This window comes from Micromonospora sp. NPDC048930 (genome assembly GCF_043197935.1).
Lineage (GTDB): Bacteria > Actinomycetota > Actinomycetes > Mycobacteriales > Micromonosporaceae > Micromonospora.
Genome location: NZ_JBICUB010000001.1, coordinates 108,526 through 128,661, shown reverse-complemented (window position 1 = coordinate 128,661; position 20,136 = coordinate 108,526). Strand labels below are relative to the sequence as shown.

Sequence of the window (20,136 nt, the reverse complement as noted above, 5' to 3'; positions counted from 1 at the left end):
TTCCCCGTCGTGCCAGCGGTCGGCACCGAGCGTACGCGGTGCCCGGACGGCAGGCGGTTCCGGCACCGCGTGTCGCCGGGCGTTGTCCGGCGGGTGTCGAGATCGTCGGCGTGACCGGGCCGCGCCAGGTGCACGCCGCCCGGCGAGAGGCGGTCGGGCGACCGACTCCCGCCGGTGCCCAAACGACCGTTAAGCTCAGGGGGTGGGATCCGACGAGCTGTACCCCGCCGCCCGGCTGGCCGCCGCGCAACGCGCCACCGCCGCCGCCGGCCTCGACGCGCTGCTGCTCACCCCCGGCTCGGACCTGCGCTACCTGACCGGGTACGACGCGCACGAGGGGGAGCGGCTGACCTGCCTCGTGCTCCCCGCCGAGGGTGAGCCCACGCTGATCGTGCCGACCCTGGAACGGCCCGCCGCGGAGGCCGCCCCGCGCACCGGCGTCCGGATCGTCGACCACCCCGACGGCACCGACCCGTACCCCCTGGTCCGCGCGGCCCTGCCCGGCGCGGTGACCGCGGTGGGCCTGGCCGACCGGATGTGGGCCGCGCAGGTCCTCGCCCTGCGCGCCGCGCTGCCCGACGCCGACCAGCGCCTCGCCTCCGAGGTGCTGCGGGAGCTGCGGATCCGCAAGTCCCCGGCGGAGGTGGCCGCCCTCGCCGAGGCGGGCGCGGCGATCGACGCGGTGCACGCCCGGATGGGCGAGTGGCTGCGCCCCGGCCGGACCGAGGCGGAGGTGGCCGGCGACATCGCCGCGGCCATCCGCGCGGCCGGCCACGTGAGCGTCGACTTCGTCATCGTCGCCGCCGGCCCCAACGGCGCCAGCCCGCACCACGGCACCTCCGACCGGCGCATCCGGGCCGGCGAGCCGGTGGTGGTCGACATCGGCGGCACCATGCCGTCCGGCTACCGCTCCGACTGCACCCGCACGTACGTCGTCGGCGGGCCCGCCCCGGCCGAGTTCACCGACTACTACGGGGTGCTGTACGAGGCGCAGCGCGCGGCGGTGGCCGCGGTCCGCCCGGGGATCACCGCCGAGGCGGTCGACGCCGCCGCCCGCGACGTCATCGCCGCCGCCGGGTACGGCGACGCCTTCCTGCACCGCACCGGCCACGGCATCGGCCTCGACACCCACGAGGACCCGTACGTGGTGGCCGGCAACCCCCGGCCGCTGGAGGCCGGCATGGCCTTCTCGGTCGAACCCGGGATCTACCTCGTCGGGCGGCACGGCGCCCGGATCGAGGACATCGTCGTCTGCACGACGGACGGCGGCCAACGGCTCAACACCACCCCCACGGAGCTCATCGCGCTATGAACGTCGACCGGATCCTCCCCACCGACGAGGCCCACGACCTGCTGGACCTCGCCACCGAGCTCGCCGACCGGGAGCTCGCCCCGAAGGCGGCCGGCTTCGAGGAGCGCGCCGAGTTCCCCCGCGAGGTGCTGCGCACCCTGGGCCGGGCCGGCCTGCTCGGCCTGCCGTACGCCGAGGAGCACGGCGGCGCCGCCCAGCCGTACGAGGTCTACCTCCAGGTGCTGGAGATCCTCGCCAGCCGCTGGCTCGCGGTCGCCGAGGCGGTCAGCGTGCACACCCTGTCCTGCTACCCGCTCGCCCAGTACGGCACCGACGAGCAGCGCAAGCTGCTGCCCGACATGATCGGCGGGGAGCTGCTCGGCGCGTACTGCCTCTCCGAGCCGCAGGGCGGTTCCGACGCGGCGGCGCTGACCACGAAGGCGGTCCGCGACGGCGACGACTACGTGGTCAGCGGCACCAAGGCGTGGATCACCCACGCCCGGGTGGCCGACTTCTACAACATCTTCTGCCGCACCGGCGGCCCCGGCCCGAAGGGCATCTCCTGCCTGCTCGCCGACCGGAACACGCCGGGCATCCACCCCCAGGCCGCGGAGCGGACCATGGGCCTGCACGCCTCCCCGGTCGCCCAGATCGCCTTCGACGACGCCCGGGTGCCCGCCGAGCGGCTGATCGGCGGGGAGGGGGCGGGCTTCCGCATCGCCATGTCCGCGCTGGACTCCGGCCGCCTCGGCATCGCCGCCTGCGCGGTCGGCCTCGCCCAGGCCGCCCTCGACTACGCGGTCGGCTACGCGAAGGAGCGCCGGCAGTTCGGCAAGCCGATCATCGACTTCCAGGGGCTCGGCTTCAGCCTCGCCGACCATGCCACCCAGATCTCGGCGGCGCGTGCCCTGCTGCTCTCCGCCGCGCGGCTGCGTGACGCCGGCCGGCCGTACTCGATCGAGGCGGCGAAGGCGAAGCTCTTCGCGACCGACATGGCGATGCGGGTGACCACCGACGCGGTGCAGGTGCTCGGCGGCGCCGGCTACGTCGCCGACCACCCGGTCGAGCGGTACATGCGGGAGGCGAAGGTGCTCCAGATCGTCGAGGGCACCAACCAGATCCAGCGACTGGTCATCTCCCGGGCCCTCGCCAAGGGCTGAACCGACGCCGCCCGGACACGGTGCGCGTTCGGCCAACGGGCAGGGCGTGCACGCCCGCGGGCCGGGTGCGGCGGGGGAGCGTCATCTCCGGTAGGTTGCACCGCGTGGAGGAGATCGACCGGGCCATCGTCGCCGCGCTGACCGGGGACGGTCGGCTGTCGTACACCGACCTCGCCGAGAAGGTGGGGCTGTCGGTGTCCGCCGTGCACCAGCGGGTCCGGCGGCTGGAGCAGCGCGGCGTCATCAAGGGGTACGCCGCGCGCGTCTCGTTCGAGGCGCTGGACCTGCCGCTGACCGCGTTCGTGGCGATCCGGCCGTTCGACCCGTCCCAGCCGGACGACGCGCCGGAGCGGCTGGCCCATCTGCCCGAGATCGACTCCTGTTACTCGGTGGCGGGGGAGGACTTCTACCTGCTGCTGGTGCGGGTGGCCGGCCCGGCGGACCTGGAGCGGCTGCTCCAGGAGATCCGTACCGCCGCCAACGTCACCACCCGCACCACCGTGGTGCTCTCCACGCCGTACGAGAACCGGCCGCCGCGGATCAATGGCGACCTGCCTGGTCGGACGCGGCCCCGGGGGGCGGGGGAGCCGGCTGGTTCCACCGCAGGATGACGCCCCGGCCGTGCTCGTGACCGAGCACGCTGACCGTGGCGGTGTCCAGCCGCAGCAGCCCGCCGGCGGTGGGCGGCAGCCCGATCCAGCGGGCCCCGAGGACCCGGAGGCTGTGCGCGTGCCCGACCAGGGCGACGCTGCCCCGGTCGAGCAGGGGAGCGATCCGGCCCAGCACCCGGTCGAGGCGCTCGCCGACCTGCGCCGGTGACTCCCCGCCGGGGCAGCCGTCGGTCCAGATGTTCCAGTGCGGCCGGTCCTCGCGGATGTCCGCGGTGGTGCGTCCCTCGTACTCGCCGTAGTTCCACTCGGCCAGGTCCGGGTCGGCGGCGTCGACCGTCAGGCCGGCGAGGTGTGCGGTGCACAGCGCGCGCTGCCGGGGGCTGGACAGCACCCGGACGAAGCGGCGCCCGGCGAGCATCGACGCCAGGGCGCGGGCCTGCCGCTCGCCGTCGGGGGTCAGCTCCAGATCCGTGTACGAGGTGTGCCGGTGGCTGGCGCTCCAGGTGGTCTCGCCGTGGCGGATCAGCAGGATTTCTCCCATGCGGCCCAGTTAACCAGTCCGCCGGTCCCGCCGTTCACCTAGTGTCCTAGGATGTACTAGCGGTGGTGCCGCCGGCCACCCGGGAAGCATGCGTTTCGGCCAGGCCCGGACGGGGACGCGACAGGCGAGCGGGCCGTCCGGCCCGGCGTACCGCGGCAGCGGAGGGGAGTCCGATGAGCTTCACCGAGAAGGCGAAGAACAAGGCCCAGGAGCTGAGCGGCGTCGCCAAGGAGCGGATCGGCGACGTCACCGACAACGAACGGTTGCGGGCGGAGGGCGCCAGCGAGCAGAGCATGGCGCGGGCCCGGCAGACCGGCAAGGAGGCCGGTCGCGACGTCAAGGACGCCTTCGAGAAGTGACCTGTACGGCGGCGGGCTCCCGGACTTCCGGGGGCCCGCTGCCTCGCGTCTGCTCCCCGGGTACGGGCCGGCCGGCGAGCGATGTGGCGCGGGCGCCGGCCGGTGGGGATCCCGGCTCCAGGGCACCTATTGATGCGGCGTCGCCCCCGCGGCCTGGTGCGGCGGCGGGGGCGACGGGTGGTGGCGGGTCAGTCGTTGCGGTGGGCCGCCCACCAGGCCTGGCCGGACTCGGGCAGGGTGTCGATCGGGTCGTAGTAGGCGTAGCGCTTGTTGAGCGCTTCGAGGTCGGCGGATTCGATCGAGGTGCGGTAGTTCTTGGTCCAGTAGGAGATGCCGCGTTCCCGGTCGTACTCGGTGAGCATGTGCACCCAGCGCTTGCCGACGAAGGGGACGTCGCAGACGATGCGCGGGGTGGCGTAGCCGGGCAGGTAGCCCATGATGTCGTGCTGGAGCTGCTGGGCGTGCCAGACGGGGACCCGCCAGTGCTCGGCGTTGGGGATCATGTCGCACATGTAGAAGTAGTAGGGCAGGATGCCGGCCTCGCCCTGGAGGGCGAAGCAGAGGTCGAGCAGGTCGGCGCTGGTGGCGTTGACGCCGCGCATGAGGACGCCCTGGTTGCGGACGTCGCGGACGCCGACGTCGAGGGCGGTCTGGGCGGCCTTGGCGACCAGCGGGGTGATGGACTGCCGGTGGTTGACGTGGGTGTGGATGGCGAGGTTGACGCCGCGGCGGGCGGCGGTGCGGGCGACGCGTTCGAGGCCTTCGACGACGTCGGCCTGGAGCCAGTGCTGGGGCAGGCCCATGAGGGCCTTGGTGGCCAGTCGGATGTCGCGGATGGTTTCGATCTCGAGTAGCCGCATGAGGTAGGACTCGAGGTTCTTCCACGGCACGTTGGCCACGTCGCCGCCGGAGACGACGACGTCCCGGACGCCCGGGTGGGCCTTGAGGTAGGCGATGTGGGCGTCGTAGCGGTCGACGGGCTTGAGGGTGAGCTTGAGCTTGTCGACGGTGGGGGTGGAGTTGCCGACCAGGTCCATGCGGGTGCAGTGGCCGCAGTACTGCGGGCAGGTGGAGAGCAGTTCGGCGAGGACCTTGGTGGGGTAGCGGTGGGTGAGGCCCTCGGCGACCCACATGTCGTGCTCGTGGAGGCTGTCGCGGGTGGCGTAGGGGTGCGACGGCCAGTCGGTGCGCCGGTCCGAGGCGACGGGGATCATGTAGCGGCGGATCGGGTCGGCGAGGAACGCCTCGGTGGTCATGGGCTCGAACGGCACCATGGTGTTGAGCATCTGCGGGGGCACCAGCATGGACATGGTGGCCAGGGCCTTCTGGTCGGCCTCGAGGTCGGCGTAGAAGGTCTCGTCGACGAGGTCGCCGAGGACGGTGCGCAGCTGCTTGATGTTCTTGACGCAGTTGACCCGCTGCCACTGGGCGTTCTCCCACTGCTCGCGGGTGACGTGGCGCCAGCCGGGGAAGCGGGTCCAGTCGGGTTCGACCAGGGGGCTGCGGCGGTATTCGTAGGGCTGTCCGGCGGTGGGGACCGCGACCGGCGTGGAGCGGGGCGCAGGGATGGTCTCCACCGGTTGGGTCTGGGTCACGGCCCCTCCTCGTTGACGGTGCGGGTTGATCAGCGGTTGCGAAGGCTACTGGAAAATATCCGGTGAAGAAATTAGTCTGCCGGAAGTTTTCCCGCGATGCGACCCCTGGCCGGGGGTTCGAGCGGCTGGACATAGGGGGTCGGCGTGACGTCACCGGTGGGCCTGCACCGCGTTGTGGAACCGGCGGGGGTGCTGCCGCAGGCGGCGTGGCGCCTGGACGCGGACCCGCGGATCGCCTCGAACGAGGTGCGGATCCGGGTGGAACGGCTGAATCTGGACGCGGCGAGCTTCCGGCAGCTGTCGGAGAAGCACGGCGGCGACGGGGAGAAGGTCCGCGCCGAGGTGCTGGAGATCATCTCGGCCCGGGGGAAGATGCAGAACCCGGTGACCGGCTCGGGCGGCATGCTGATCGGCACGGTCGAGGAGGCGGGGAAGCGGTCCCCGCTGGGGCTGCGGCCGGGCGACCGGGTGGCGACGCTGGTGTCGCTGACGCTGACCCCGCTGATGATCCTGGACGGCCTGGCCCGCTGGGACGGGCGCAGCGAGCAGGTGCCCTGCGACGGGTACGCGATCCTGTTCGCCCGGTCGATCGCGGCGGTGCTGCCGGCGGACCTGCATCCGGAGCTGTCCCTGGCGGTGCTGGACGTGTGCGGGGCGCCGGCGTTGACCGCGCGGGTGGTGGCCGAGCAGGTGGCGCGGCGCCGCCGCGATGGTGATCCGCGGCCGGTGAGCGTGGCGGTGATCGGCGGCGCCGGCAAGAGCGGGTCGCTGTCGCTGGCGGCGGCGCGGCGGGCGGGTGCCGCCCGTACGGTCGGGGTGGTGCCGGTGGTGGGGGAGCGGGACGCGCTCGAGGCGGCCGGTCTGGCGGACGTGGTGGCGCTGGCCGACGCCCGGGATCCGGTGGGCCTGTCGACGGCGGTGACCAGCGCGCTGGGCACGCCGGCGGACGTGACCGTGGTGTGCGTGGACGTGCCGGGTTGCGAGCACGGGGCGGTCCTGGCCACCGAGGACGGCGGCACGGTGATCTTTTTCTCGATGGCGACGAGCTTCGCGGCGGCGGCGCTGGGCGCGGAGGGTCTGGCGGCGGACGTGACGATGCTGGTCGGCAACGGGTACGTGCCGGGTCACGCGGAGTTGGCGCTGGACCTGCTGCGCGGCGAGCCGGGGGTGCGTCGTCTGTTCGAGGCCCGGTTGGCGGCAGACTGACACCATGACGAACCCCTCGATCTTGTACCGCGGCGGAGTGCTGCACTGTCCGGCCGACCCGAGCGCGACGGCGCTGCTGGTGCGCGACGGCCGGATCGCCTGGCTGGGCGCGGACGGCGACGCGCCGGCCGCCGACCGGGTGGTGGAGCTGGACGGGGCGCTGGTGACGCCGGCGTTCGTGGACGCCCACGTGCACGCGACCGACACCGGGCTGGCTCTGTCGGGGCTGGATCTGTCGGGTGCCGACTCGGCGGGTGCGGTGTGTGCGGCGGTGGCGACGTTCGCGGCGGCGCTGCCGGCGGACGCGGTGGTGCTCGGGCACGGGTGGGACGAGTCGACCTGGTCGGACCGGACGCTGCCGGACGCGGCGGCGCTGGACCGGGCGGCGGGGGGCCGGAAGGTGTACCTGTCGCAGGCGTCGATCCACTCGGCGCTGGTGTCGGCGGCGCTGCTGGCGGCCTGTCCGGACGCGGCGGCGGCGCCGGGGTACGACCCGTCGGGCTGGTTGCGTCGGGACGCCCACCACGTGGTGCGGGCGGCGGCGTTCGGGTCGGTGACCCGGGCGCAGCGGGTCGCCGCGCAGCGGCGGGCGCTGGCGCACGCGGCGTCGCTGGGCATCGCCGCGGTGCACGAGTGCGGCGGCCCGGAGATCTCGGACGAGGAGGACTTCACGGGGCTGCTGGCCATTTCCGGGGCCGGCGTGCCGGAGGTGTACGGGTACTGGGGTGAGCTGCTGGGCGCGGCGCGGGCCCGGGACCTGGGGGCGGTCGGGGCCGGTGGGGACCTGTTCGCCGACGGGGCGTTGGGGTCGCGGACGGCGCACGTGTCGGCGGCGTACCTGGACGGGGAGCCGGGCGGCTGCGGGCACGGGTACGTCACGGCCGAGCAGGTGCGTGACCATCTGCTGGACTGTGCGGCGCACGGCCTGCAGGGCGGTTTCCACGCGATCGGTGACGCCGCGATCTCGACGGTGCTGGAGGGGTTCGCCGGGGCGGTGGAGAAGCTGGGTGTGGACCGGGTGCGGGCGGCCCGGCACCGGGTGGAGCACGCCGAGATCATGAACAAGCGGCTGATCGCCGGGTTCGTCGAGTACGGCATCGTGGCGTCGATGCAGCCGGCGTTCGACCGGCTGTGGGGCGGCGCGGGCCGGATGTACGAGTCGCGGTTGGGGCTGGACCGGTCGTTGGAGTCCAACCCGATGGGCGCGATGCACTCGGTCGGGGTGGCGTTGGCGTTCGGGTCGGACTCGCCGGTGACCCCGCTGGATCCGTGGGGGTCGGTGCGGGCGGCGGCGGCTCACCACAACCCGGTGCAGCGGATGAGTGTGCGGGCGGCGTTCGCCGCGCACACCCGTGGCGGGTGGCGGGCGGTGCACCTGGACAACGAGGGGGTCCTCGCGCTGGGCGCGCCGGCCACGTTCGCGGTGTGGGCCACCCCGGCCGGGGTGGAGCGGGGCCTGCCGGTGCTGCAGGCCGAGGACCCGGAGCAGCGGGGCGCGGACGACCCGACGCCGCTGCCGGTGTGCCGGGCCACGGTGCTGCGCGGTGACGTGATCTATCAGGAAGGGTCCGCGTGAGCGGGCGGCCAGAGGAAGGGTCTTCGTGACAGGGAAGCTTGGGCTGGATCCGGCGCTGGTGGCGCGGGCGCGGGAGTTGGCGCGCCGGGCCGGGCAGCCGGTGGTGGATCTGGCGCGCAGCCACACCACCGTGTCGGTGGAGCGGGCGGTGCTGCGGCTGGCCGGGGTGACCGGCGCGGACCCCGACGGCATCCCGTGGGTCAACCGGCTGGTCGACGCGGTCGTCGGTGACGTGGGCCTGGGGCACGGGGTGGCGGTGCCGGTGTTCGACGCTCTCGCCCGGGAGCAGATCAGCGACGTGACGCTGCTGGCGCAGAAGGCCGCCGCCGGGTCGGTGCGGTTCACCCAGCCCACCGGCAAGGCGGCCACGGCCGCGCGGAAGGCGGCGCGGCGGGCGGTCGCGGCCGGGATCCGGCAGATCGACCGGCGTCGCGCCGAGCGGGACCGGCTGGTCAAGCGGTACGGGGACCCGAAGCAGCGGCCGTGGATCTACCTGATCGTGGCCACCGGCGACATCTACGAGGACATCCCGCAGGCGCAGGCCGCCGCCCGCGCGGGCGCGGACATCATCGCGGTGATCCGCTCCACCGGCCAGTCGCTGCTGGACTACGTGCCCGAGGGCGCCACCCGGGAGGGCTTCGCCGGCACGTACGCCACGCAGGAGAACTTCCGGCTGATGCGGGCGGCGCTGGACACCTCGTCGAAGGAGCTGGGCCGGTACGTGCGGCTGACGAACTACGCGTCGGGTCTGTGCATGCCGGAGATGGCCACGCTGGCCGGCCTGGAACGGCTGGACATGATGCTCAACGATTCGATGTACGGGATCCTGTTCCGCGACATCAACCCGATCCGCACCTTCGTCGACCAGCGGTTCTCCCGGCAGGTGCACGCCCGCGCCGGGATCATCATCAACACCGGTGAGGACAACTACCTCACCACCGCCGACGCGGTGGACGAGGCGCACACGGTGACCGTGTCGCAGCTGCTCAACGAGTACTTCGCGCACGAGGCCGGGCTTCAGGACTGGCAGTTGGGGCTGGGGCACGCGTTCGAGATCAACCCGGACCTGCCGGAGTCGTTCCGGCTGGAGCTGGCGCACGCGCTGCTGGCCCGGGAACTGTTCCCCGACGCGCCGCTGAAGTGGATGCCGCCGACCAAGCACATGACCGGCGACGTGTTCCGCGGCAACCTGCTCGACGGGTTCTTCAACCTGGTCGGCACCATGACCGGGCAGGGCATCCTGCTGGTCGGCATGATGACCGAGGCGGTGGTGACGCCGTGGCTGTCCGACCGGGACATCGCCCTGCAGAACGTGCGGTACGTGCTGGGCGCCGCCGGCGGCCTGCACGAGGACTTCGTGCCCGCCGCCGGCGGGTTCATCCAGCAGCGCGCCCACCGGGTCCTCGGGGAGGCCGTCGACCTGCTGGAACGCATCGGCGACCAGTCGTTGCTCACCGCTATCGCCGAGGGCACCTTCGGGATCATGAAGCGGCCCGCGGACCGCGGCAAGGGCCTCGACGGCGTCGCGAAGCACGAGGCCGACTACTACAACCCGGCCACCGAGATCCTGGAAGGAGACCGCCCGTGACGGCCCCCGCGGCGGAGAAGAAGATCGTCCGGCCGTACGGGGACACCACCGGTGACGGCATGGTGCAGGTGTCGTTCACCCTGCCGGTGCCGCACGACAAGCGGGCCGAGGGCGCGGCGATCCAGCTGGCGAACAAGATGGGCATCGACCCGGCGATGCTGGTGCACGCCAAGCAGATGGGCGACGGGTTCACCTTCTTCGTCGTCTACGGGCGGGTCAACCACCTGGTGGACCTGTCGGCGGTGCAGGTGGTGGAACGGGACTTCCCGCTGCTGTCGGCCAAGGAGGTCAACGCGGTGGTGAAGCAGAAGCTGCGCCGCAAGCTGTCCGTGGTGGGGGCGTGCATCGGCACCGACGCGCACACCGTCGGCATCGACGCGATCCTCAACGTCAAGGGCATCGCCGGGGAGAAGGGCCTGGAGTACTACCGGGAGCTGAAGGTCACCAACCTGGGCGCGCAGGTCAGCGTCCCCGAGCTGGTGGAGGCCGCCCGGCGGGAGAAGGCCGACGCGGTCCTCGTCTCGCAGGTCGTCACGCAACGCGACGCGCACCTGCACAACACCCGGGAGATGTCGGCGGCGTTCCGGGAGGCCATGCCCGCCGGGAAACGGCCGCTGCTGATCGTCGGCGGTCCCCGCTTCGACGAGACGATGACCGACGAGCTGGGCGTCGACCGGATCTTCGGCCGCGGCACCACCCCCGGCGAGGTCGCCAGCTACCTGGTCGACGCCCTGATCACGAACAAGAAGGCGAGAGCATGAGCGATTCCCGGGTCGGGCTGACTGTCACCCACCGCCGGTACGTGCCGTACTCCCACGCCCACTACGCGGGGAACCTGGTCGACGGGGCGTACGCGCTGGGCCTGTTCGGGGACGTGGCCACCGAGGTGTGCATCCGCACCGACGGCGACGAGGGCCTGTTCGCCTCCTATTCGGACGTGCAGTTCAAGGCGCCGATGAAGGCCGGCGACGTGCTCGAGGTCGTCGCCACCGTCACCCGGGTCGGCACCCGCAGCCGCACCATCGACTTCCAGGCGCGGGTGGTGTGCCGGGGCCGCCCCGACAAGAGCGAGTCGGCCGCCGAGGTCCTCGCCGAGCCGATCGTGGCGGTCACCGCGACCGGCACGGTCGTCGTACCGCCGGCGGCGTGAACGTCGCCGTCTGCGCCGACGTCGGGTCCACGTACACGAAGGCGGCGGTGGTCGACCTCGACGACGGCCGGCTGGTCGCGGCGGCGGCGGCGCCCACCACCGTCGGCACGGACGTGCTGCACGGCCTGGACGCCGCCGTCGGCGCGGCCACCGCCGGGCTCGGCGTCCGCGACCTGCCCTGGTACGTGTGCTCGTCCGCCGGCGGCGGGCTGCGGCTGGCGGTCGTCGGCTACGAGCCGCTGGTGACCGCGCAGGCCGGCCGGCGGGTCGGCCTGTCCGCCGGGGCGAACGTGGTGCACGTGGCCGCCGGGCGGCTCGGCGCGGCCGACCTGACCGCGCTGCGCGCCGCCCGACCCGACGTGGTGCTGCTCGTCGGCGGCACCGACGGCGGCGACGCGGAGGTGTTGACGCACAACGCCACCCGGCTGGCGAAGGCCCGCTGGCGGGTGCCGGTGGTGCTCGCCGGCAACGCCGACGCCCGCGACGACCTGCACGCCCTCCTCGCGGCCGCGAACGTGCCGGTCACCGCCGCGGACAACGTGCTGCCCCGCATCGGGGTGCTCGCCCCCGCCCCGGCGCGGGCGGCGATCCGCGAGGTGTTCCTGCGGCACGTCATCGGCGGCAAGAGACTGTCCCGGGGCAGCCGGTTCGCCCGGCTGGTGCGGGCCGCCACCCCGGACGCGGTGCTCACCGGCGTGGAGGTCCTCGCCGACGCCCTCGGCGGTGACCTGGCCGTCGTCGACGTCGGCGGCGCCACCACCGACGTGTACTCGGTGCTCACCCCCGACGAGCGGGCCGACGGCCCCGGCCGGGAGGTCGCCGGCACCCTGTGGCGGGCCCGCACCGTCGAAGGGGACCTGGGGATGCGGTGGAGCGCACCCGGCGTGGTCCGCGCCGCCGCCGAGGAACGCCTCCTGGCCCCCGGGGAGGAGGAACCGCTGGCCGCCGCCGCGGCGGTGCGGGCCGCCGACCCCGGTTTCCTGCCCGGCGACGACACCGATCGGGCCGCCGACCGGCGGATCGCCGCGCTCGCCGCGACGGTGGCGCTGCGCCGGCACGCCCGCGGCGCCGCCACCGGGGAACGCGCCGGACGGGACCTGCGCGACGTGAAGCTGCTGGTCGGCTCCGGCGGGGTGCTGCGCCACGCCGACCCCGCCGACGCCGCCGCCGTCCTCGACGCGGTCCTCACCGACCACGCCGGCGGGTGGCCGCTGCCCCGCGCCGCCCGCCCGGTCGTCGACGTCGACTACGTGCTGGCGGCCGCCGGGCTGCTGGCCGCCGACCATCCGGGGGCCGCCGCGGCGCTGCTGCGCCGGCACCTGGACCGGTGAACCGTCGCCGTCCGCGCACGCATCGAGACGCGCCGACGCGACACGCCGTGGCGCAACACACGACAGGCCGGGGTGGGTTGACAGCGGCGGGGGTCCACGCCGTACCGTCTTTGAGTCCTACCACGGGAAGCGGCTGTTGTTCGCTTCGTCCCTTCGTCCGCTGGCCGAGCGACCCGATGCGGTTGCGGCGGCCAGGTCCAGCGGGCGGGGGTCGGCGGGGCGGCGCGAACCGGCCGCGGTTACCGGTGTACGGGCAGGGTGAAAGGCACGGCCAGTAGACAACGGCCAGGCGGGGGCAGCCAGTCCACGTCCGGTCGGTCCGAAGGTCGGCGTCGCTCGTCCTCGCCCCACCGGCCGGGAAGGGCCTGGGAGCATCGGGGCGCGGCGCAAGCCGCGCCCCGATTTCGTCTCAGCACACCTGCGACCGGTACGCCTCCAGCCGGTCGGCCAGCAGTGCCGGCTGGCTCAGCGCCAGCAGATGCCCGCCCGGCAGTTCGTCCGGCGCCACGCCCAGCCGCTCGCCGGCCAGGCGGCGCTGGAAGTCGGCGGGGAAGAACCGGTCGTCGCGCCCCACGACCACCCGGGTGGGCACGTCCGGCCAGCGGCGCAGCGGATTCGGCCGGACGAACACCGCCGCCGACTGCGGCTGCTCACCGGCGGCCAGCAGACCGGTGGTGACCTCGTCGGGCACGTCGTGGAAGAAGTCCACCGCCAGGTCCACGCCCGCGCCCGGGTCACGGCCCTGCGCGGCCGCGTACGCGGCGCGGGCCTCGGCGTGGCCGGTGGCCGCCCACCACTGGCCCGGGGTTTCCCCCGGCCGGGGCAGCATCGGGTTGACCAGCACCAGCAGGCGCACCGCGGGATGATCGGCCACCAGCGGCGCGGTGAACGCCCCCAGCGACTGCGCCACCAGCACGACCCCGCTGCGCCCGGCCAGCACCGCCCGGACGGTGTCGGCGTACTCGGGCAGGGCGGCGTCCTCGTCGCCGGCCGGCAGGTCCACCGGCACCGCCTCCCGGCCCCGCCGGCGCAGCTCGTCGACCAGCAGATGCCAGTAGGCGCCGCTGCCACCGGCCCCGGGAATCAGCACGTACGTCATCAGCGTCCCTTCCTCGACCGCTTCCGCCGGCACGCCAGTCTGTCAGGACAGGCCGACACGATCCGGCGCCGCACAGGTCTGACCCCTCACCACCGGTGCCACCGCAGTACGCTGCGGGTATGACCGGAGCGGTGCGGAAGTTGTCGATCTCGGTCCCGCCGGACGTCGCCGAGCGCCTTGAACGGGAACCCAACGCCAGCGCGTACCTGGTGCACGCCGCCCGGGTGCTCATGCGCCGGGAAGCGCTGGAGGCCGAGCTGGCCCACCAGGGCATCGCCCTCAGCGAGGAGGGGGCCGCCCGGGCCCGGGCGGCCCGCGCGGCCGTCGACGCGGCCTGGCCGGCCGACCGCTACCAGGCCGTGCGGGAGCGGGTCCGGCACGCCGTCGACGCGGACACCACCGGCCGGGTCACCGCCGCGTGAGCGCCCCGGACGCCCCGCCGGTGCGGCTGGTGCTCGACCGGTCCGCGCTGCTGGCGTACCTGGCCGGGTCGGTGCACGTCGGGGAGACCCTGCACGAGGTGATCGCCGACGGCGTGCGCTTCGGGGTCACCGCGGTCGCCGCCGCGGAGACGTACGCGGCCGTCGACGACCCGAAGGACCGGGCCGCGCTGCGGCGGCTGCTCGCCCTGGACGCCTGCGCCGTCCTGTCCACGGCCGCCGGATCCTGGCAGGAACTGGCGTACTGGCGCGGCTTCACCGGCCGGGTGGATCTGGCCGCCACCGTGCTGGCCTGCCTCGACCACGACGCGCCGACCCTCACCGGCGAGTTCCGCTACGGCGACGACGACCTGCCGGTGATCGGAATCCCCGACTGAACCCCCGCCGCGGGGGCCGCCGGGCGGCCCGGCCGGGTAGCCTTCGGCGCGTGATCGTGGTGAGGTGCCGGTGACGACGCTCGACCGGGAACAGACCCGTGCCACCGACGTGGCACCCGAGGGCGCACGCCCGCGCCCCCTGCCGCTGATGGTGGCCCTGCCGATGGCCGTCGTCGCCGGCCTGGCGCTGCTGGCCGCCTTCCCCCCGTACGGGGTGTGGGCGCTCGCCCCGGTCGGGGTGGCGCTGCTGGCCGCCGCCACCCACCGGCGGCGGTTGCGCGCCGGCGCCGGACTGGGCTTCCTCGCCGGGGTGGCGCTGTTCGCGCCGCTGCTGGAGTGGACCAACCTGCACACCGGCTACCTGCCGTGGATCCTGCTGGCGCTGCTGCAGGCCGGCTACCTCGCGCTGCTGGGCGTCGCGACCGCCTGGGTGTCGCCGCTGGTCGACCGGCACCGCTGGGCGTGGCCGGCGGTGACCGGGCTGCTGTGGGTGGGGCAGGAGGCGCTGCGCGACCGGACCCCGTTCGGCGGGTTCCCGTGGGGGCGGCTGGCGTTCAGCCAGGACGACTCGCCGCTGCTGCCGCTGGCCGCCCTCGGCGGCGCCCCGCTGGTCAGCTTCGCCGTCGCGCTCGCCGGCGGGCTGCTGGTCACCCTCGCCTGGCGCGACTGGCGCCGGCCCGCCGGGCACTGGCGCCCCGTGGCCGGGCTCACCGCGGTCCTCGCCGCGCTGCTCGCCGTCGGCGGGAGCGTGCCCACCGGGGTGCGGGGCGGCGGCGACACCCTCACCGTGGCCATCGTGCAGGGCAACGTGCCCCGCCTCGGGCTGGACTTCAACGCCCAGCGGCAGGCCGTGCTCAACAACCACGTCGACGCCACCCTGAAGCTCGCCGAGCAGGTGGCCGCCGGCACCCAGCGCCGCCCCGACCTGGTGGTGTGGCCGGAGAACTCCAGCGACATCGACCCGCTGCGCAACCCCGGCGCCGGGTACCGGATCTCCCAGGCCGCCGACGCGATCGGCGCGCCCATCCTGGTCGGCGCGGTGCTGCTCGGCCCCGGCGAGGGGCAGGTGCGCAACGCCGGCCTGCTGTGGCGTCCGGGCAGCGGCCCGGACCTGGACCAGCTCTACACCAAGCGGCACCCGGTGCCGTTCGCCGAGTACGTGCCGCTGCGCAAGGTCGCCCGGATGGTCAGCTCCGAGGTCGACCGGGTCCGCTCCGACTTCGTCCCCGGCAGCCGCGCCGGCGTGCTCGACGCCGGAAACGTCCGCTTCGGCGACGTGATCTGCTTCGAGGTCGCCTACGACGGCCTCGTCCGGGACACCGTCACCGGCGGCGGGCAGCTGCTGGTGGTGCAGACCAACAATGCCACCTTCGACGTGGCCGAGGCCCGCCAGCAGCTGGCCATGGTGCGACTGCGCGCCGTCGAGCACGGCCGCGGCGCCCTGATGGCCTCCACGGTCGGGGTGTCCGGGTTCGTTGCCCCCGACGGGCGGGTAGACGGGGCCACCGGGTTCAACACCGCGGCCGTGGTGGTGCGGCAGATGCAGCTCGGGGACGGGCGTACCCCGGCCACCCGGGCGGGGGTGTGGCCGGAGGTGGCCCTCGCGGCGCTCGCCGTCGCGGCCCTGGCCGGCGCGGCCGTGCTGCGCCGCCGCCGGGAGGAGGTCGCCGGCGGGTAGGAGACGGTGCCGGTACGCCGGCGGGGAGGCGGTACGACGGTGGTCGTGGCAGCCGACAGGAGAACGGTCGGCCATCCCGGGGTGGGCCGGGTGCTGGTGGTCATCCCCACCTTCAACGAGGCCGACAACGTCCGCCGGATCGTGACGCGGGTCCGCGAGGCGGCGCCCGCCGTGGACATCCTCGTCGCCGACGACAACAGCCCCGACGGCACCGGCGCGATCGCCGACTCGCTGGCCGGTGCCGACCCGCACGTGCACGTGCTGCACCGGCAGGGCAAGGAGGGCCTCGGCGCGGCCTACCTGGCCGGTTTCGCCTGGGCCCGGCAGCGGGGCTACGACGCCGTGGTGGAGATGGACGCCGACGGCTCCCACGCCCCGGAGGACCTGCCGGCGCTGCTGGACGCCGCCCGCGACGCCGACGTGGTGATCGGCTCCCGCTGGACCCGTGGCGCCCGGGTGGTGAACTGGCCGCTGCGGCGGCTGCTGCTGTCCCGCTTCGGCAACCTGTACGCGCGGCTGGCCCTGGGCATGCCCGTCTCCGACGCCACCGGCGGCTACCGGGTGTACCGGTCCCACGCGCTGGAGGCCATCGACCTGGACTCGGTGCGCTCCCAGGGGTACGCGTTCCAGGTGGAGCTGTCCCGGCTGGCGCACCGGGCCGGGGTGCGGATGGTCGAGGTGCCGATCACCTTCGTCGAGCGGGAACACGGCGACAGCAAGATGAGCCCGCTGATCGTGGCCGAGGCGCTGTGGCGGATCACCTCCTGGGGGCTGCGGGACCGGCGCGCGGCGGCGCGCCGCCCCGACGCGTTGGCCCGGTGGCCGTGAGCCTCGACGTGTCATGCTGGAGGAGCGTGATGACGCCCGTGGCTGATGAGGTGAGATGCGCCGAGGACTGAGGTACGTACCGCCGGCCCTGCTGCTGCTCGCGGTGCTGGAGCTGATCGTGTTCGTCCTGGTGGGCCGGGGCATCGGCTTCGGGTCCGCGCTGCTGCTGGTGTTCGCGGCGTCCCTGCTCGGCCTGGTGCTGCTGCGCCGCGAGGGGATGCGGGCGTGGCGCGGTTTCCGCGCCGCCGTGGAGTCCCGGCAGCCGCCGGGTCAGCAGGTCACCGACGGCCTGGTCGGCCTGGTGGGGGCGCTGCTGCTGGCGCTGCCCGGCCTGGTCAGCGGCGCGGTGGGCCTGCTGTTGCTGGTGCCGCCGCTGCGCCGGCTGGCCCGGGGCGGTGTGCAGCGTGCCGCCGAGCGCCGGGTGTCGTCGATGGTCGCCGGTGACCTGTTCGGGCCGCGCGTGGTGCGGGTCCGCCGGGGCGAGCCGCAGCCCCCGGCACCCGGCCCGCAGCAGCCCCCGCCGCCGCAGGAGCCCGGGCGCGCCATCGAGGGCGAGATCGTCCAGTAGAGGCCCGAAAGTGACGAAACGCCCCCGGGTGATCCCGGGGGCGTTTCGGTTGTTAGGTGCGCTCAGGCGCGACCGCGGCGGGTACGGACCTCCTGGAGCCGCTCGGCCAGGATGTCCTCCAGCTCGGCGATCGAGCGCCGCTCCAGCAGCATGTCCCAGTGGGTACGCGGCGGCTTGGCCTTCTTCTGCTCCGGCTCGCTGCCGTCGACCAGCCGGGCGACGCTGCCGTCGAACTTGCACTCCCAGGTCGTCGGGACCTCGGCGTCGACGGCGAACGGCACCTCGAACTGGTGTCCCTTGGCGCACAGGTACTCGCGGGTCTGACGCGGCGCGAGCTCCGTGTTGCGGTCGGATTCGTAGCTGACCGCGCCCAGTCGGCTTCCGCGCAGCATGCGCTCGCCCATGATCGGCTTCCCCTCGTTCGTGGTGCTGGTCTTCTCGGTGTAACGGTCCGTCCTGGCCGGGCCATTCCCGCCCGCGCCGACATGGGTCCGCGCGGTAGGGGAACCCTCCAAGGGTAGCCGGACATCACGGCTGCCCGGCGGGGTCGTCCCCGGCCGGGCCGAATCGGTGGAGTGTTTCGCCTGTCAACGGGGATGTTAGCCGCCTCCACGCGTGCGGAGGTGAGCATGGCCAGTGACGCGCCGGTCGAAGCCCGACCGCCCGCCGGGAAGACCTTCTTCGGTCACCCCCGGGCGCTGTCGACCCTGTTCCTCACCGAGATGTGGGAACGGTTCAGCTTCTACGGCATGCGTGCCATCCTGGTGCTCTACCTGACCGCGGCGGCGGCCGACGACGGGCTGGCCATCCGGGAGTCCACCGCCAACGCCGTCTACGGCACGTACAACGCGATGGTGTACCTGATGGCGCTGCCGGGCGGCTGGGTCGCCGACCGGCTGCTGGGCGCCCGGCGCAGCGTGCTGTGGGGTGGGGTGGTCATCGCGGCCGGCCACTACGTGATGGCCGTTCCCGTCCGGTGGAGCGTGTTCGCCGGCATGACCCTGATCGTGCTCGGCACCGGCCTGCTCAAACCGAACATCTCGACCATGGTCGGCGACCTGTACGACCGGGACTCGCCGCGCCGCGACGCCGGCTTCTCGATCTTCTACATGGGCATCAACCTGGGCGCGTTCATCGCCCCGCTGATCACCGGCTTCCTCGGCGAGAAGATCAACTGGCATCTGGGCTTCGGCGCCGCCGCGGTCGGCATGACCTTCGGCGTGCTGCAGTACGTGCTGGGCCGGCGCAACCTCGGCGACGCGGGCGCCCGGCCCGCCGACCCGCTGCTCGGCGCGGACCGGCGCCGGGCGCTGACCCGCATCGGCCTGGTCGCCCTGGCCGTGATCGTGGTCCTGGTGGTGCTCGCCCTGCTGGGGCTGTTCACCGTCAACACCGTGGTCAACCTGCTCACCCTGGTCACCGTGCTGGTGGCGATCGGCTACTTCGCGCGGATCCTCACCGACGGGGAGATCAGCGCCACCGAGCGCAGCCGGATGAAGGCCTACACCTGGCTGTTCGTGTTCGCCGCCGCGTTCTGGCTGATCTACGACCAGGCCGGGTCGGTGCTGAACATCTTCGCCGCCGACCGCACCGACCGCGACGTGGCCGGCTTCACCTTCCCGGCGTCCTGGCTCCAGTCGGTGAACCCGATCCTGATCATCATCGGCGCGCCGCTGGCCGCCTGGCTCTGGCTCAAGCTGGGGCACCGGGTGTCCACCCCGATGAAGTTCGCCGTCGGGCTGATCCTCAACGGCCTGTCCTTCGTACTGATGGCCGCCGCCGCGCAGGCCGCCGTCGGCGGGGGCCTGGTCTCGCCGTGGTGGCTGGTCGCGGTGTACGCGATCCAGGTCGCCGGCGAGCTGTCGCTGAGCCCGGTGGGCCTGTCGGCGACCACGAAGCTGGCCCCGGTCAAGTACGCCAGCCAGATGATGGGCCTGTGGTTCCTCGCCTCCTCCGTCGGCGACGCGATCGGTGGCCAGGTGGCGCGGCTGGCGGAGACCTGGGCGGAGCCGACCTACTTCCTCACCTTCGGCCTGGCGTCGGTGGTGCTGGGCCTGGCCGCGGTGATGTTCGCCCGGCAGATCCGCCAGTTGATGGCCGGCATCCACTGACCGGCCGCGCCGTCACGCCACCGGGGTGGGCGGCAGCGGCAGGGGCAGGCCGGGCAGCCCGTCGATGCTGGTCGCGACGTGCTCCTTGCCGGCGAAGTACACGCTCAGCGACGCGTCGTCCTCCCGGGCGAAGCGCCGGCCGTGCAGGTCCCGGTCGGCCTCGTAGGTCATCAGCGGGACCGCGTACCCGCAGGTGTCGCGGATCAGCTCGGCGCGGACCACGACGATCGCCCGCAGCCCGTGCAGGCCCGGGTCGATGTCGGGGAAGTGCCGCAGCAGCGGTGTCCACCGGGGATCGTCGCGGAACACCGGCTCGCCGCGCCCGTGCACCCGCACGATGTTCGGCGGGCCGGTGAAGGCGCACCACATCAGCGTGATCCGGCCGTTCTCCCGCAGGTGGGCGACCGTCTCGGCGTTGCTTCCGGCGAAGTCCAGGTAGGCCACCGTGAGCTCGTCGAGGACCGCGAGGGAGCCGCGCAGCCCCTTGGGGGAGAGGTTGATCGTGCCGTCGCCCGCGAGCGGGGCGGTGGCGGTGAAGAACATCGGCTGCGCCTCGATGAAGGTCCGCAGCCGCCCGTCGATGCGCTCGTACGTCTTTCCCATACGTCGATCATGGCCACCGCCGGG

21 protein-coding genes are annotated in these 20,136 nt (G+C 73.9%); 16 read left to right on the top strand and 5 right to left on the bottom strand.

Annotation, left to right across the window (positions count from 1 at the left end):
* The first annotated feature begins 202 nt into the window (after window positions 1-202).
* From ACGFI9_RS00700 to ACGFI9_RS00690, 3 genes are all read left to right on the top strand, one after another.
* Window positions 203-1,312, top strand: coding sequence for a M24 family metallopeptidase (locus ACGFI9_RS00700; protein ID WP_393173369.1), 1,110 nt, complete (start codon window positions 203-205; stop codon window positions 1,310-1,312).
* Window positions 1,309-2,451, top strand: coding sequence for an acyl-CoA dehydrogenase family protein (locus ACGFI9_RS00695; protein WP_393173367.1), 1,143 nt, complete (start codon window positions 1,309-1,311; stop codon window positions 2,449-2,451). The genes ACGFI9_RS00700 and ACGFI9_RS00695 overlap by 4 nt, the downstream gene beginning before the upstream one ends.
* A gap of 104 nt (window positions 2,452-2,555) precedes the next feature.
* Window positions 2,556-3,062, top strand: a complete 507-nt coding sequence (locus tag ACGFI9_RS00690) for an Lrp/AsnC family transcriptional regulator (protein ID WP_393173365.1) — start codon at window positions 2,556-2,558, stop codon at window positions 3,060-3,062.
* Here the strand turns inward: ACGFI9_RS00690 and ACGFI9_RS00685 are convergent.
* Complete coding sequence (locus ACGFI9_RS00685; RefSeq protein WP_393173363.1) at window positions 2,992-3,603, bottom strand: histidine phosphatase family protein; 612 nt, start codon at window positions 3,601-3,603, stop codon at window positions 2,992-2,994. The two genes, ACGFI9_RS00690 and ACGFI9_RS00685, sit on opposite strands and share 71 nt — an antisense overlap.
* A gap of 173 nt (window positions 3,604-3,776) precedes the next feature.
* Between ACGFI9_RS00685 and ACGFI9_RS00680 the strand changes: the two genes are divergently transcribed.
* A complete protein-coding gene (locus tag ACGFI9_RS00680; protein ID WP_393173361.1) occupies window positions 3,777-3,962 on the top strand; it encodes a CsbD family protein in 186 nt (61 codons plus the stop codon).
* Window positions 3,963-4,150: 188 nt separating this feature from the next.
* On the opposite strand, the gene ACGFI9_RS00675 is transcribed toward ACGFI9_RS00680, so the two are convergent.
* Entirely contained in the window at window positions 4,151-5,557 is a 1,407-nt protein-coding gene (locus ACGFI9_RS00675; protein ID WP_393173359.1) for a KamA family radical SAM protein, read from the bottom strand.
* A 156-nt stretch (window positions 5,558-5,713) separates the two neighbouring features.
* Between ACGFI9_RS00675 and ACGFI9_RS00670 the strand changes: the two genes are divergently transcribed.
* The 6 genes from ACGFI9_RS00670 to ACGFI9_RS00645 are packed head-to-tail and all read left to right on the top strand — an operon-like array spanning window position 5,714 to window position 12,408.
* On the top strand, window positions 5,714-6,763 hold the full coding sequence (locus ACGFI9_RS00670) for a zinc-binding alcohol dehydrogenase (protein ID WP_393175184.1): 1,050 nt from the start codon (window positions 5,714-5,716) through the stop codon (window positions 6,761-6,763).
* A gap of 4 nt (window positions 6,764-6,767) precedes the next feature.
* Entirely contained in the window at window positions 6,768-8,339 is a 1,572-nt protein-coding gene (locus ACGFI9_RS00665; RefSeq protein WP_393173357.1) for an amidohydrolase, read from the top strand.
* 25 nt (window positions 8,340-8,364) lie between these two features.
* On the top strand, window positions 8,365-9,927 hold the full coding sequence (locus ACGFI9_RS00660) for a lysine 5,6-aminomutase subunit alpha (RefSeq protein ID WP_393173355.1): 1,563 nt from the start codon (window positions 8,365-8,367) through the stop codon (window positions 9,925-9,927).
* Window positions 9,924-10,688: an OAM dimerization domain-containing protein gene (locus tag ACGFI9_RS00655; protein WP_393173353.1), complete on the top strand. Its 765-nt coding sequence runs from the start codon at window positions 9,924-9,926 to the stop codon at window positions 10,686-10,688. Before ACGFI9_RS00660 ends, ACGFI9_RS00655 begins: the two co-directional genes overlap by 4 nt.
* Window positions 10,685-11,077, top strand: a complete 393-nt coding sequence (locus tag ACGFI9_RS00650; RefSeq protein WP_393173351.1) for a hotdog domain-containing protein — start codon at window positions 10,685-10,687, stop codon at window positions 11,075-11,077. The genes ACGFI9_RS00655 and ACGFI9_RS00650 overlap by 4 nt, the downstream gene beginning before the upstream one ends.
* Window positions 11,074-12,408, top strand: coding sequence for a glutamate mutase L (locus ACGFI9_RS00645; protein WP_393173349.1), 1,335 nt, complete (start codon window positions 11,074-11,076; stop codon window positions 12,406-12,408). The genes ACGFI9_RS00650 and ACGFI9_RS00645 overlap by 4 nt, the downstream gene beginning before the upstream one ends.
* Before the next feature lie 409 nt (window positions 12,409-12,817).
* On the opposite strand, the gene ACGFI9_RS00640 is transcribed toward ACGFI9_RS00645, so the two are convergent.
* The gene (locus ACGFI9_RS00640) at window positions 12,818-13,507 is read right to left on the bottom strand and encodes an alpha/beta fold hydrolase (protein WP_393173347.1); all 690 of its coding nucleotides are present in this window, start codon (window positions 13,505-13,507) and stop codon (window positions 12,818-12,820) included.
* Between the two features lie 119 nt (window positions 13,508-13,626).
* Between ACGFI9_RS00640 and ACGFI9_RS00635 the strand changes: the two genes are divergently transcribed.
* From ACGFI9_RS00635 to ACGFI9_RS00615, 5 genes are all read left to right on the top strand, one after another.
* Complete coding sequence (locus tag ACGFI9_RS00635; RefSeq protein WP_393173345.1) at window positions 13,627-13,929, top strand: hypothetical protein; 303 nt, start codon at window positions 13,627-13,629, stop codon at window positions 13,927-13,929.
* Complete coding sequence (locus tag ACGFI9_RS00630; protein ID WP_393173343.1) at window positions 13,926-14,324, top strand: hypothetical protein; 399 nt, start codon at window positions 13,926-13,928, stop codon at window positions 14,322-14,324. Before ACGFI9_RS00635 ends, ACGFI9_RS00630 begins: the two co-directional genes overlap by 4 nt.
* Before the next feature lie 70 nt (window positions 14,325-14,394).
* Window positions 14,395-16,002, top strand: coding sequence for an apolipoprotein N-acyltransferase (gene lnt / locus ACGFI9_RS00625; RefSeq protein ID WP_393175182.1), 1,608 nt, complete (start codon window positions 14,395-14,397; stop codon window positions 16,000-16,002).
* A 39-nt stretch (window positions 16,003-16,041) separates the two neighbouring features.
* A complete protein-coding gene (locus ACGFI9_RS00620; protein WP_393173341.1) occupies window positions 16,042-16,830 on the top strand; it encodes a polyprenol monophosphomannose synthase in 789 nt (262 codons plus the stop codon).
* A gap of 55 nt (window positions 16,831-16,885) precedes the next feature.
* On the top strand, window positions 16,886-17,398 hold the full coding sequence (locus ACGFI9_RS00615) for an FxsA family protein (protein WP_393173340.1): 513 nt from the start codon (window positions 16,886-16,888) through the stop codon (window positions 17,396-17,398).
* 62 nt (window positions 17,399-17,460) lie between these two features.
* On the opposite strand, the gene ACGFI9_RS00610 is transcribed toward ACGFI9_RS00615, so the two are convergent.
* Window positions 17,461-17,802, bottom strand: a complete 342-nt coding sequence (locus ACGFI9_RS00610; RefSeq protein ID WP_046564157.1) for an RNA polymerase-binding protein RbpA — start codon at window positions 17,800-17,802, stop codon at window positions 17,461-17,463.
* A 225-nt stretch (window positions 17,803-18,027) separates the two neighbouring features.
* Between ACGFI9_RS00610 and ACGFI9_RS00605 the strand changes: the two genes are divergently transcribed.
* Entirely contained in the window at window positions 18,028-19,509 is a 1,482-nt protein-coding gene (locus ACGFI9_RS00605) for a peptide MFS transporter (RefSeq protein WP_393173338.1), read from the top strand.
* Window positions 19,510-19,521: 12 nt separating this feature from the next.
* Here the strand turns inward: ACGFI9_RS00605 and ACGFI9_RS00600 are convergent, their stop codons facing one another.
* Entirely contained in the window at window positions 19,522-20,112 is a 591-nt protein-coding gene (locus ACGFI9_RS00600; RefSeq protein ID WP_393173336.1) for a pyridoxamine 5'-phosphate oxidase family protein, read from the bottom strand.
* Window positions 20,113-20,136 lie beyond the last annotated feature (24 nt).

Excerpts from the sequence above, each read along its gene's own strand:
- ACGFI9_RS00695 (WP_393173367.1), top strand. The coding sequence starts at position 1,309 with ATGAACGTCGACCGGATCCTCCCCACCGACGAGGCCCACGACCTGCTG.
- ACGFI9_RS00685 (WP_393173363.1), bottom strand. The coding sequence starts at position 3,603 with ATGGGAGAAATCCTGCTGATCCGCCACGGCGAGACCACCTGGAGCGCC.
- ACGFI9_RS00680 (WP_393173361.1), top strand. The coding sequence starts at position 3,777 with ATGAGCTTCACCGAGAAGGCGAAGAACAAGGCCCAGGAGCTGAGCGGC.
- ACGFI9_RS00665 (WP_393173357.1), top strand. The coding sequence starts at position 6,768 with ATGACGAACCCCTCGATCTTGTACCGCGGCGGAGTGCTGCACTGTCCG.
- ACGFI9_RS00650 (WP_393173351.1), top strand. The coding sequence starts at position 10,685 with ATGAGCGATTCCCGGGTCGGGCTGACTGTCACCCACCGCCGGTACGTG.
- ACGFI9_RS00640 (WP_393173347.1), bottom strand. The coding sequence starts at position 13,507 with ATGACGTACGTGCTGATTCCCGGGGCCGGTGGCAGCGGCGCCTACTGG.
- ACGFI9_RS00635 (WP_393173345.1), top strand. The coding sequence starts at position 13,627 with ATGACCGGAGCGGTGCGGAAGTTGTCGATCTCGGTCCCGCCGGACGTC.
- ACGFI9_RS00615 (WP_393173340.1), top strand. The coding sequence starts at position 16,886 with ATGCGCCGAGGACTGAGGTACGTACCGCCGGCCCTGCTGCTGCTCGCG.
- ACGFI9_RS00610 (WP_046564157.1), bottom strand. The coding sequence starts at position 17,802 with ATGGGCGAGCGCATGCTGCGCGGAAGCCGACTGGGCGCGGTCAGCTAC.
- ACGFI9_RS00605 (WP_393173338.1), top strand. The coding sequence starts at position 18,028 with ATGGCCAGTGACGCGCCGGTCGAAGCCCGACCGCCCGCCGGGAAGACC.
- ACGFI9_RS00600 (WP_393173336.1), bottom strand. The coding sequence starts at position 20,112 with ATGGGAAAGACGTACGAGCGCATCGACGGGCGGCTGCGGACCTTCATC.